The sequence below is a fragment of the Haladaptatus sp. genome (assembly GCF_049589095.1).
Classification (GTDB): Archaea; Halobacteriota; Halobacteria; order Halobacteriales; family Haladaptataceae; genus Haladaptatus.
Genome location: NZ_JBAWAC010000255.1, coordinates 1 through 12445, shown reverse-complemented (window position 1 = coordinate 12445; position 12445 = coordinate 1). Strand labels below are relative to the sequence as shown.

Genomic DNA, 12445 nt, shown 5'->3' with positions numbered 1-12445 from the left:
GCCGACGATAAGCAGGGAGAAAGGGATAGAAGTGGCGCGGGACGATACCTCAGTCGAACATCCCGGTCGAGAGATAGCGTTCGCCGCTGTCGGGGAAGATGGTGACGACGAGCGGGCAGTCGTCGTAGTCCTGATCGACGCCACCGTCGGATTCCATCCGACCTACCGTCGACTGGTCGTCGACGCCACCGTCAGACCTCGCTTTTTCGCTTCTTTCGTCCATCGCCTCCTGCCACTCCTCCGGGACTTCGGGGCAGTTGAGGTCGGGTTGGGCGAGGCGCTCGGCGACGCGGTAGGACGCGATGCTCGCCGCGCCGCTGGACTGACCGACGAGGATACCCTCCTCGCGGGCGAGGCGGCGACATTCGTCCTCGGCGTCCTCCAGCGGGACTCGCTCGACCGAATCGAGCAGGTCCGTGTCGAGCAACTCGCTCACGAATCCCGGACCCATCCCCTGATACTCGTCCTCGCCGGGTTCGCCGGTCGAGAGGACGGGGTTGCGGTCGGGTTCGACGGCGACGACTTCCATGTCCGGATACTCCTCCTTGAGGCGCGAGGCGGTTCCGGTGATCGTTCCGCCCGTGCCCACACCTGCGACGAAGGCGTCGATTTCGCGGCCATCGACCTCTTCGATAATCTCCTCGGCCGTCGTTCGATAGTGGGCGTCCGCGTTTGCCGCGTTCTCGAACTGGCCGAGTTGTATCGCGTCGCCGGATTCCGTGAGTTCGTCCGCGCGCGCTTTCGCGGATTCCATGTTGCCATCGACGAGTTCGAGGTCAGCGCCGTAGGCCTTGAGCAGTTGTCTGCGCTCGGGCGACTTCGAGGCGGGCATGACGATGGTCAGATCGTAGCCGCGGGCCGCACAGACGACGGCCAGACCGATTCCCGTGTTGCCGCTGGTGGGTTCGACGATTCGGTCGCCGGGGTGGAGTTCGCCCGCGCGTTCCGCGGCCTCGACCATCGCCAGTGCCGGGCGGTCCTTCGCGGACCCGCCGGGGTTGAACGATTCGAGTTTCGCGGCGACGGTCGCACCCTCGGGTGAGCGGACGTGGACGAGTGGCGATCCTACCGCGTCGAGGATGGAGGATTTCATGATTCACGGTACGAATTCCACGCCTAAACACCTACTGGACACCGGCAGGCAGTGCCGGAAGCGAGAATCCTTATTCGCGTTCGCCCCCATGCTCGCCTATGGAATCGACAGTACCGAACCCCGACTGGAATGCGAGCGAGCACAGCGAAACCATCAACGCCTTCGAAGCAGGTCTCGGCGAACTCACCTACCGCGTCTGGGGCGCGGACTGGTGTGGCGACTGTCGGTCACGTCTCCCCGACTTCTTCGCCGCGTTGAAGGCCGCAGGAGTCGAGGATGAGCGGATTCACGTCTACGAGGTCGACGACGACAAGAACGGCGAACTCACCGAGGAGTACGACGTGACGCTCATTCCGACGGTCGTGGTGGAACGCGCCGACGAGGAAATCGCCCGCTTCGAGGAGAAAGAAGACGTCCCCGCCGCCGACTACCTCGCCCGCAAACTGCTCGCGAGCGACGCGTTGGCCTGATCCCGCGACGACTCCGTTTCGATACCGTCACTCCGGTGCGAGGTCGTCGGCCCACTCCAGTCCCGCGTCGATGTCCGTCACGGGCGGCGAGCAAGTGAACGACCGACAGACGTACAGCGTCGGTTCCGCCTCCGAGCCTCGATCCGCCCAAATCGGCGGCACTTCGTCCAGTTCCAATTTCTCACACCACTCCGTCACGCCGTCCGCCGTCGGCGGTCTGCGAGTCAGGATTCGTGTCGGGAGATACGTCTCCGCGAGTCGGTCGTGCCATTCCTCGGGGAGTTCGTCGCCCGCGACCGTCAGTTCCAGCGATCCGGTCGCGTTGCGGTCCGCGGCGAGCGCCAGCGTCGCGTACTGGAACGGGTTCGATTCGATGGTTCGGGCGTGTGTTTCGAGGACCGCCTCCGGAATCCCCGCAAAGGCCTCGTCGGGCGCGAACTCCGAGAGGACGGCCAACGTGTCGGTCGCCACGCCGAGGCTGGACGGCGTGGACTGATCGGCGAGTTCCTGCGGGCGAGCGACCAACCGCTCGCCGCTCTCGGGGGTGAAATACAGCGTTCCCTGCTCTTCGTCCCAGAACTCGCGCTCGATGGCCCGCGCGAGGTCGAGGGCAAAACCGAGGTGGTCCTGGTTCCCGGTCGTCTCGTACAGCGCGAACGCGCCGCGGGCGAGGAATGCGTAATCTTCGAGGTAACCGTCGATGGCCACGTTCCCACCGTGAGACGATGTCTCACGAGCTTCCGAGTGTGACTCGGAAACGTCCTTGAACCGCCGCGAGAGTTTTTTCTTGTCCTCGTCCCACAGGTGCTCGCGCACGAAGCCGAGCGCGTCCGCCGCGAGGTCGGCGTACCGATCGTCGAGGACGAATCCCGCCTCCGCGAGTGCGGTGATCAGCAGGCCGTTCCACCCAGCCAAAATCTTCTCGTCGCGGGGCGGTCGGGGTCGATTCTCGCGGAACTCGAACATCGATCGGCGAGCGTCTTCGAGCAACGTCTCGACTTCCTCCTCCGATAACTCGTACTTCTCGGCCAGTTTGGGAACCCCCATCCGCAACGTGAGGACCGTCCGACCCTCGAAGTTGCCCGACCGGGAGATACCGTAGCGCTCGCAGACGATGTCAGCCCTCGTCTCGGCGTCGATATCGATATCACTATCTTCGGCGTTGACGGCCTCGAACACCTCGCTCGGCGTCCAGACGTAGAACTCGCCCTCCACGTCCTCGCCGTCCTCGTTTTCGCTCCGGGCGTCGAGCGTGCTGTAGTAGCCGCCGTCCGGGTGGCGCATCTCGCGGCCGAGGAACTCGAACGTCTCGCGGACGACCTGCGCGTAGCGTTCGTCGCCCGTGAGTTGGTAGCCCGCGAGGAACGCGCGCGGCAGTTCCGCGTTGTCGTACAGCATCTTCTCGAAGTGCGGTACCGTCCACTTGCGGTCGGTCGCGTAGCGGTGGAACCCGCCGCCGACGTGGTCGTACATCCCTCCGTTCGCCATCGCGTCCAGCGTTTCGACGGCCACGTCGCGATACTGTTCCCCGCCGAGTCGGTCGTCGGCGCGGAGGAGCAACTCGATGCGCGCCGGTTGCGGGAACTTCGGTCCCCCCTGCCCGAATCCACCGTGATCGCGGTCCGCGCTGCGAACCGTCTGGGAGGCCGCGCTGGAGAGCAGTTCCGGGCCGGGCGCGTCGTCCGCGTCGGGCGTCGATTCCAGTTCGCTCTCGATGGCGCTCGTCCACTGCTCGCCCCGGTTTTTCATCTCCTCAGGGTTCTCCCGCCACGTGTTTGTGACGTTTTCGAGCAACTCGATGAACCCCGGACGCCCCTGCTGGGAGCGCTTGGGGAAGTACGTCCCGACGTAGAACGGCTTGCCCTCCGGCGTCAGCCACGCCGACAGCGGCCACCCGCCGCCACCCGTCACCTGCTGGCAGATACTCATGTAGATCGCGTCGATGTCCGGGCGCTCCTCCCGGTCGACCTTGATCGGCACGAAGTTCTCGTTCAGCAACGCCGCGACCTCCTCGTCCTCGAAACTCTCCTCGGCCATCACGTGACACCAGTGGCAGGCCGAGTAGCCGATCGAGAGGAAGATGGGGACGTTGCGCTCCTTGGCTGCCTCCAGCGCGGCGTCGTCCCACGGTTGCCAGTTCACCGGATTGTCGGCGTGCTGGCGGAGGTACGGACTTTCCTCCTCGTCCAGTCGATTTCGCTCGGTAGGTGCGGTCATAGTTGTGGGTGAGTGGACTCAGAGAGGTAAAGATGGGGATTCGACAAGAGGGGTTAGTGTGTTTTAGTGTAGTAGAAAATAGTTGAATTTAGTAGGATAGGAATTTGTGGGATTGCAGTTATCGAGAAGATTGCCTCGAAAGCCCCCGCTCGTCTCGACTCTCGTTTGATAGTTTTACGATTACAGTTGCTGGAAAGCAGACCGCTCCGAAAGCCCCCGCCACGCTCGCGGCCGTTCCACGAGATATTCTGGCCGAATGGTGCGGAGAGGCCAGAATAGTTGCTCGTGAAGACGACCACGCGCTACGCGAGCGGGCGGCCCCTTTCATCCCCGCAAGGAACGAGCGGGGAGTTGAAAGACGAAGTCTTTCAGAAGTCCCACCTCGCACCGCAACCGCACCGCTCCGCACCACGAGCCTCTCCAGCCGATTCCTCCGGGAGAGCGAAGCTCTCCCGTGCTCTCGCTCACTCCTTTGTCGTTCACGAGAACTCCACTCGTCACTGTGTTCCTCGGTCGTCATCCCTCGCGCGATAGCCAGCAGGTCCTCGGACGACGTGGCTCGCGGCGTTGCCGTCTTCTCGCGGGCCGTGCCCGCTCGGATGGTCCGCGGTACGACGTTCCGCGCTACTCGCTTCCGAGGTTTCTGCGAAACCTCGCGGTCCTCGGACCTACTGGCCCGCGCGCCACCCAGTTGGACGGGCGGGCCGAATATTGAACCAGCCGCACGGCGCGCGACGTCCTCGCGAACGAAATTCCCGTGAGCGTGCGAGCGGGAGCACGGAAGAGCTTGCTCTTCCGGAGTGAGCGAGTGGCTCGTCGGAGCTTGTCTCCGACGGTGGACGACGAGCGTCAGCGAGGAGTCGGTTGGGGAGGCGTGTGGCGCGGTGCGGTAATTCATGCGGCTCGGTCGCTGTGATCTCAGAAAAAACTAAAATCCCCTCCGAGCGTGTGGATTGAGACATTCTACAACCTCTAAAAAATCAGCGCCTCGTTTCGCTCGCGGTGATTACTCCTTCTGCGCGTCCACGACGGCAACGCCAGCCAAGTTCACGATGTCCTTGACTTCGTCGCCGCGCTGGAGGACGTGGACGGGTTTGTCCATGCCGACGAGCATCGGGCCGATGGCCTCCGCGCCGCCGAGGCGCTGGAGGAGTTTGTAGCCGATGTTGCCCGCTTCGAGGTTGGGGAAGACGAGGACGTTCGCGGGTTCGTCCAGTTCCGAGAACTCGTAGGTGCCGTTGAGGATTTCCTCGACGACGGCCGTGTCGGCCTGCATCTCGCCATCGACGGGGAAATCCACGTCGGGGTCGTCGCGCAGGATCTTGGAGGCGTCACGCGGTTTGCGCGTTCCCTCGTTGGTCACGCTGCCGAAGTTGGAGTACGAGAGCAGCGCGGCCCGAGGCTCGACGTTGAACCGGCGGGCGAGTTTGGCGGTCTGCTTCGTGACCTCGGCCAGCACATCCTCGTCGGGTGCCTGATTCACCGTCGTGTCAGCACAGAACACGACCCGGTTCTTGAACGTGAGCATGTACACACCGGCGGCGTACTCCACGTCCGGCGCGGTGCTGATGACCTGGAGGGGCGGGCGCAGTGCGGACGGGTAGTGGTGGGTCAGCCCCGTCAGCATGGCGTCGGCGTCGCCCTGTTCGACCATCACGCTTCCGAAGTAGTTCGAATCCTTCTCGATGAGTTCGCCCGCCTCGTTCCGAGTGACGCCCTTCCCCCCGCGCAGTTCGTACAGTCGGTCGGCGTAGTCGTCGTAGTCGCCGTTCTCGGGGTCAGCGACTTCGGGTTCGAAGTCGAGGCCGAGGTCCTCGACGTTCGCCTCGATTTCCGCGCGGTCGCCGATGAGAACGGGGTTGGCGATACCCTCCTCGCGCATCTGGTAGGCGGCGCGGATCATCTTCCTGTCCGTGCCTTCCGAGAGCGCGACGCACTTGGGGTCGCTTTTGGCCTTGTTCAGGACCACACGCATCATCTCGCGGGACTTGCCGAGGCGCGCTTCGAGCGTCTCGACGTACTCGTCGACGTCGAGTTCGCTGCGGGCCACGCCGGTTTCCATGGCCGCCTCCGCGACGGCGGGTGCGACCTCGAACAGCACACGCGGGTCGAGCGGTTTCGGGATGATGTAATCCGGGCCGAACTGAAGCGGTTGGTCGCCGTAGGCTTTGACGACGGCGTCCGGAACGTCCTTCTTGGCCAGTTCCGCCAACGCGCGTGCGGCGGCGACTTTCATCCCCTCGTTGATGTCGCTCGCGCGCACGTCGAGCGCGCCACGGAAGATGAACGGGAATCCGAGCACGTTGTTGACCATGTTCGGGTAGTCCGAACGGCCGGTCGCCACGATGACCGTGTCGTCGCGGGCGTTCTTGGCATCTTCGTAGCTGATTTCCGGGTCCGGGTTGGCCATGGCGAAGACGAACGGGTTGTCGGCCATCGAACGCACCATGTCCTGGCTGACGATGCCGCCAACCGAGAGGCCGACGAACATGTCCGCGCCGTCCATCGCGCTTGCGAGGTTGCCCTCCGGAACGTCGCGGGCGAATTCGGTCTTGAACTCGTTCACGTCACCCTTCTCGACGCGGGCGTCCGTGATGATGCCCGTGGAGTCACACATGATGATGTTCTCCTTCTTCGCCCCGAGCGAGACGTAAAATCGGGCCGAAGCGATGGCGCTCGCGCCAGCGCCGGAGAAGACGATCTTCAGGTCTTCCAGGTTCTTGTCCGTGATTTCTGCTGCGTTGATGAGGGCGGCCCCGCTGATGATGGCGGTGCCGTGCTGGTCGTCGTGGAAGACGGGGATGTCCATCTCCTCGCGGAGGCGTTCCTCGATCTCGAAGCACTCGGGCGCTTTGATGTCCTCCAGGTTGATACCCCCGAACGTGGGTTCCATCGCGCTCACGGTTCGAACGATGTCGCTGGGGTTCTGCTGATCGAGTTCGATGTCGAACACGTCGATGTCGGCGAATCGTTTGAACAGAACGCCCTTCCCTTCCATCACGGGTTTCGACGCCTGTGCGCCGATGTCACCGAGACCGAGAACGGCACTGCCGTTCGAGACGACCCCGACGAGGTTCCCCTTCGCGGTGTAGGAGTACGCATCCCCCGCGTCGTCCGCGATCGCCTCACACGGCGCGGCGACGCCGGGGGAGTAGGCGAGACTCAGGTCACGTTGTGTGTTCGTCGGCTTCGTCGTCGAAATCTCTATCTTTCCCGGCGGGTCGCTCCGGTGGTAATCGAGTGAATCCTCGTCAAGTCCCATGCCGGATACTGTTTCTACCCGCGTGTAAAAAGCTATCCGTCTGCGTCGAAATCATCCTTCGACATTTGTCGAACTCAGAGTTCGAGGATGGACGGGCGCGACAGCGTCACGTCGTCGTCGAGTGCAGTCACGGGTTCCGTCGGCCAGTCGCCCGTCTGCGTGAGGATTTCGATCCGGTCCTCGTCGACCAAGACGGTGTCCTCGCTCTTTGCCCCCTGCACCGTCGGGTTCCACGCGTACGCCATCGGCAGTCGAATTACGTCGTCCGTCGTTGGTGTCGCGATCCACTCACGTCCGGCGTACCCCGCTGCGCCGCCCTGATGGTGATACTCCCACTCGCCCGGATAGCCGACGCGGTCGTAGGCGTCCTGAATCGCCGCGAACACGTCCTTCGCCCGTCCGTCCCTTCTTCCACTCCCCTCGCTTCCTCCGACTGCTTCCGTCCCAAACCGCTGTGTTGCAGCGAGTGCCGTCGTCTCGACCGTCGCCGCCGCCTCGTGTCGCTCCGCCAGCCACTCCGGCGCATCGAACGCGACGGTGCGGGTACAACTCGCGTGTAGTCCCGCCCGTTCCGCCGTCACGGAGACGTGTGCATAGTCCCCCAACTTCGCCTCAGTCGGCGTGTAGTGACGATATTGCTGTGCGCGTTCGCTCCCGCCGACGAGCGCCACGGGCGTCTCGATGTCGCGCGCGTCGAGCGCGCCGCGGACCGCCGAGACGATTTCCCGTTCGGTATCGTCCGGATCCAGCTTCCGGCAGATGGCTTCGACTGCGGCAGCGGTCTCGGTGCCCAGTTGCCGATACGCGTCGGCGTCCTCGTCGGTGAGCGGTTGTCGAAGCGGCGAGGCGTCGACCGATTCGACGCCCGGCACGTCGAAGTCGGCGGCGGCGGGCGTCTCGGCGTGCTCCGCCACCGCATCCGCCAACGACGATTCGTACCAGGGGTACTCGGTGACGGGCATCCCGTCCGGGAGTTCCTCGTCCCGAAGGCGGGTTCCTTCGATGGAATTGGTGACGACGCGGAACGTATCGCCGTCGTAGCCGACGGCGGCGACGCCGACGTCGCCCTCACGGTCGATGACGTTGTCGCCGCCCGTGAGCCACGCGAACGAGTTCGGACGCGCGAACCAGACGGATTCGATATCGCGCTCGGCAAGGAGGCTGTCGAGACGGTCTCGTTTGGTCATGGTTCCCTTATTGCGAGCGGCCTCCTTCAAACACCTGCTTGAGTCCACTGTTGCCGTCTTCTCGACAGTATTTTTCCACAAAACTTATTATTGACTTATAGAAATGTGAAGAAGCCAATCCAGTCCTGCCCGCTGGTGGTATCACAGCTGTGTGGTCCCGGCTGAACTCGCTCCGCCCCCACAACCAACCCCTGTCTTTCCGACGCCTCTCCCGGCTTTTCCAACACTTGTCCGCTTTTTCCGATGCTCTCCCTCCCCTCCCTCCGGTTCCATTTCGTCTTCCGATTCCTTCCCCGTCCTCCGGTTCCATTTCGTTCGGCTCTCACTCTCCGGGAAAGTCGGACAGACCTAAGTACAGCCCATCCCAAATCCCGAGAAAGGGGATCAGTATGATAGGAGAAAACCGACCCGAGGTGCGTAACTAATGGGGACCCGATTTCGGCGTTTCGCCGCCGTCACGACAGTACTGACGTTCGTACTCATCCTGCTCGGCGTGTACACCGCCGCGATGGGTGCGGGTCTCTCGTGTGGTCAACAGTGGCCGTTTTGTGACGGTGGACTGATTCCACAGACGTTCCCGAGTTTCATCGAGTGGTTCCACCGACTCGTGGCGATGGTGACCGGATTTTTCATCCTGGGAACCACCGTCGGCGCATGGAGATACTACGAGAGCACCCGTATCCGGGCCGCCGCGACCCTCGCGTTGGTCGTCCTTCCGGTGCAGGTACTCCTCGGCGGGGCAACCGTCCTGATCTACGGTCCGGCCGTCCTCGTGGCCCATCACGCCACCGCGTTGCTGATATTCGCGGCGCTGTTGGCGACAACGCTGTGGGCTTACGAGGAACCAGACCGGGCCACGACATCCGCGACGGATTCACCCGGCGCCTATCCGTCTGACGACTAACATATCACCGCGGAAATTTTACCGAACTGCCGCTAGAAACCGATAGTAGCTTTCTATACGCTGTTTGACTATGTAGTATCGGGGGAGAACCACAATGCACAGACGGACCTTTCTCAGGGGGAGCGGCGGAGCTATCGCTGGCCTGACGTTCGCGGGCAACGCGAGCGCACAGGGTGGTACCATCAGAATCGGCTCCGACATCCCGTATCGACCGTTCGAATACCGAACCGCAACCGGGGAGCTCATCGGCTTCGACGTGGATATCGCAAATGCGATTTTCAAGCAACAACTCGGGGACAACTACGAGTTCGTCCAGACGAGCTTCGACACCATCATCCCGAGCCTGAACAACGGGAACTTCCGCGTCATCATGAGCGCGATGACCATCACGCCGGAGCGAGCGAAGCAGGTCGATTTCTCGGACCCGTACTTCACGGCGTACCAGACCGTCCTCGTCCTGAAAAACAGCGGCATCACGAGCGTGCAGGACTTGAAAGGGAAGACGGTCGCCGTCCAGAAGGGGACGACCGGCGAGGCTGCCGCCCAGAAGCTGAAAAAGCAGTTCAACGGCAACCTCACCATCGACAGCTACGACCAGATTCCGGACGCGTTCTCCGCGCTGGGGAACAATCAGGCCGCAGCAGTCATCAACGACAACACGGTCAATCAGGCGTTCGCACAGCAGAACAACCAAGTCACCTTGTTACAGGGGAAGGGCGCGGCCGAGCGGCAGGGAAAGAAGAACGCACCGCCGTACCTCACGCTCACCGTCGAGGACTACGGTATCGCGTTCCGGAAGAACGACGACAAACTCAGAAAGCAGGTCAACGGGGCGCTTTCGACCATCCGAAATAACGGGACGTACGATCGGATCTACAACAAGTACTTCCAGACCTCCGGTTCGGGAGGCACGACCAGCGGCTAAGCGCCGCAGGAGTCCTCATGGCAGAGACATACACCGAACGCGGCATCGAGCGACCGACGGAGGGTGAGGAAAAGTGGCTGACCGACCGCCGGGTCAAAGTGCTCGGCATCGCCGTCGCGGGCATCTTCACCCTCGGCGTGTTGTTCTTTCTGCTGTTGATCCTCACGCAGTTCGTCGACTACCAACTGCTCGTGACGATCCTGCCGCAGTTCATCGACGCGCTGATCCTCGTGTTACAGATCATCGTCATCTCGGCCGCTCTCTCGCTTATCTTCGGGGTGCTGGTCGGGTTGGGTCGCGTCTCACAGACGGGATTCACACAGCGAATCGCCACGCTGTACGTCGAGTTCTTCCGTGGGACGCCGCTTCTGTTCCAGTTGTTCGTCGTCTACCTCGGGATTCCGGCGCTCTGGGCGAACGGGCAGTTCCCGCTCAAGAACTGGAGTTTCGCCGCGGCCATCATCGGCCTCACGCTGAACCACACCGCCTACATCGGCGAGGCGGTCAAAGGCGGCATCAACTCCGTCTCCGGCGGGCAGTCGGAGGCCGCGCGGTCGCTCGGCATGTCGTACATCGATTCGATGCGCTACGTCATCCTGCCGCAAGCGTGGCGGAACGCGCTCGCGGCCATCGGCAACGACCTCGTCATCCTCGTCAAGGACACGTCACTGCTGACGGTGCTGGCGATTCCGGAACTCATCAGCGTCTTCCGGAACGTCAACAGCGCGACGTTCGACGCGTGGACGCCCATCGTCGTGGTGTCCGTCGCCTACCTCGTCATCACGGTGCCGCTCGGCAAAACCGTCCGGACGTTGGAGTCGCGCTCGATGTGGGGGTCCGAACGATGAGCCTTCCCGAGGACGAGGACGGTGCGATGGACAATCGTGAGCGAGGGGACAACACGATGAACGTCCCCGAGGTCGAGTTCGACGGCGTTGACAAGTACTTCGGCGACCTGCACGTGCTCAAGGACGTGTCGCTCTCCGTCGACGACGGGGAAGTGGTCGTCATCATCGGGCCGAGCGGGAGCGGAAACTCGACCCTGCTGCGGTGTACGAACCGCTTGGAGGAGATACAGGGCGGCGAAATCAGACTCGAAGGCGAACCCATCTCCGACCCGGACGTGGACGTGAACAGCCTCCGCCAGCACACCGGGATGGTGTTCCAGAGCTTCAACCTCTTCCCGCACAAGACGGCGCTCGAAAACGTCGCACTCGGCCCGATGGTCGTGAAAAGGTTCGAGGAGGACGAAGCGGAAAAGTGGGCGAAGGCCATGCTGGACCGCGTCGGCCTCGCCGACCAAGCCGAGAAGTATCCGAATCAACTCTCTGGCGGGCAACACCAGCGCGTCGCCATCGCCCGAGCGTTGGCGATGGACCCGCACGTCATGCTGTTCGACGAGGTGACGAGCGCGCTCGACCCCGAACTCGTCGGCGAGGTACTCGAAGTGATGCGCAACTTAGCCGAGGAGGGGATGACGATGCTCGTCGTCACCCACGAAATGGGCTTCGCCCGCGAAGTGGGCGACAGGGTGGTCCTGATGTCCGAAGGACGCATCGTGGAATCCGGAAAACCGGCGGATTTCTTCGCCCATCCCGAAACCGAGCGTGCGAAGCGATTTCTCGAACGCGTTCACTAACGGGTAGGTTTTTGTTGGTGATCCGTTGGTTTTGCAACCGCCCAAAACCCATTTATTCGGCTGGTCGGGAACAATGGTATGGATACGATTCATGCGGGCGTCTGGTCCGTGATTCCGGCACTGGTCGCCATCAGCCTCGCGTGGTATTCACGCGACGCGATCATCGGGCTGTTCGCCGGAATCGCCAGCGCTGGCGTGGTTTACGGTGCGTTGAAGCCGGGATCTGCGGGCGTTCCGAAGCATTTCTTGGGTGACGTCCTGATTCCGAAAACGTCGCTTTTGCATACGTCGTTCGGCCCGATAACGGCGGGAAACGTTCTCGGCGGGATATTCGGCCTGAAACACGTCCCGACGATAATGGCCACTTCGCCGATGTTCTCGGACTCGTGGTACGTCGAGAACGTCCTGCTGGCGATTTTCGCCATCGGCGGGGTGATCGGGTTGATGATCCGATCCGGCGCGCTTCGTGGCGTCCTAGAAGCCCTCACCGCACGGACCGATTCACCCGCTGACGCGGAGAAGGCGGCGTTCCTCGCGGGGATCATCATCCACATCGACGACTACTTCAACTGTCTGGTGGTCGGGTCGATGATGCGCCCGCTGACGGACAAGTACAACGTCTCACGGGCCAAACTCGCCTACTACGTCGATTCCGCTGGCAGTCCCGCTGCCCGACTCGCCTTTTACTCGACGTGGGGTGCGGCGCTCATCGGATTCATCGGGAAGGCGCTCGTCACCGCACAGAAAC

Annotated in this window: 9 protein-coding genes and 1 pseudogene; 6 read left to right on the top strand and 4 right to left on the bottom strand. The window is 62.8% G+C overall.

What is annotated here, in order from left to right; all coding sequences use genetic code 11:
• Positions 1 to 49: 49 nt before the first annotated feature.
• Positions 50 to 1093 (bottom strand): PLP-dependent cysteine synthase family protein, encoded by a 1044-nt coding sequence (locus WBV42_RS08285; protein WP_423985608.1) that lies wholly within the window; start codon positions 1091 to 1093, stop codon positions 50 to 52.
• 98 nt (positions 1094 to 1191) lie between these two features.
• On the opposite strand from WBV42_RS08285, the gene WBV42_RS08280 reads away from it, so the two are divergent.
• Positions 1192 to 1563 (top strand): thioredoxin family protein, encoded by a 372-nt coding sequence (locus tag WBV42_RS08280; RefSeq protein ID WP_423985607.1) that lies wholly within the window; start codon positions 1192 to 1194, stop codon positions 1561 to 1563.
• A 27-nt stretch (positions 1564 to 1590) separates the two neighbouring features.
• On the opposite strand, the gene WBV42_RS08275 is transcribed toward WBV42_RS08280, so the two are convergent.
• The 3 genes from WBV42_RS08275 to WBV42_RS08265 all read right to left on the bottom strand — a co-directional run bounded on the left by WBV42_RS08275 (position 1591) and on the right by WBV42_RS08265 (position 8229).
• Entirely contained in the window at positions 1591 to 3780 is a 2190-nt protein-coding gene (locus WBV42_RS08275) for a thioredoxin domain-containing protein (RefSeq protein ID WP_423985606.1), read from the bottom strand.
• Between the two features lie 1006 nt (positions 3781 to 4786).
• The gene (locus tag WBV42_RS08270; RefSeq protein WP_423985605.1) at positions 4787 to 7042 is read right to left on the bottom strand and encodes an NADP-dependent malic enzyme; all 2256 of its coding nucleotides are present in this window, start codon (positions 7040 to 7042) and stop codon (positions 4787 to 4789) included.
• A gap of 74 nt (positions 7043 to 7116) precedes the next feature.
• Positions 7117 to 8229 (bottom strand): M24 family metallopeptidase, encoded by a 1113-nt coding sequence (locus WBV42_RS08265; RefSeq protein ID WP_423985604.1) that lies wholly within the window; start codon positions 8227 to 8229, stop codon positions 7117 to 7119.
• A 424-nt stretch (positions 8230 to 8653) separates the two neighbouring features.
• Here WBV42_RS08265 and WBV42_RS08260 point away from each other — a divergent pair, with 424 nt between their 5' ends.
• The 5 genes and pseudogenes from WBV42_RS08260 to WBV42_RS08240 all read left to right on the top strand — a co-directional run.
• A complete protein-coding gene (locus tag WBV42_RS08260) occupies positions 8654 to 9133 on the top strand; it encodes a COX15/CtaA family protein (RefSeq protein ID WP_253227111.1) in 480 nt (159 codons plus the stop codon).
• 94 nt (positions 9134 to 9227) lie between these two features.
• Positions 9228 to 10058, top strand: coding sequence for a transporter substrate-binding domain-containing protein (locus tag WBV42_RS08255; RefSeq protein ID WP_423985603.1), 831 nt, complete (start codon positions 9228 to 9230; stop codon positions 10056 to 10058).
• A 17-nt stretch (positions 10059 to 10075) separates the two neighbouring features.
• Positions 10076 to 10906 (top strand): amino acid ABC transporter permease, encoded by an 831-nt coding sequence (locus tag WBV42_RS08250; protein WP_423985602.1) that lies wholly within the window; start codon positions 10076 to 10078, stop codon positions 10904 to 10906.
• Positions 10907 to 10962: 56 nt separating this feature from the next.
• Entirely contained in the window at positions 10963 to 11697 is a 735-nt protein-coding gene (locus WBV42_RS08245; protein ID WP_423985609.1) for an amino acid ABC transporter ATP-binding protein, read from the top strand.
• A gap of 78 nt (positions 11698 to 11775) precedes the next feature.
• Positions 11776 to 12445 (top strand): annotated as a pseudogene (locus WBV42_RS08240) (Na+/H+ antiporter NhaC family protein); the annotation flags it as partial.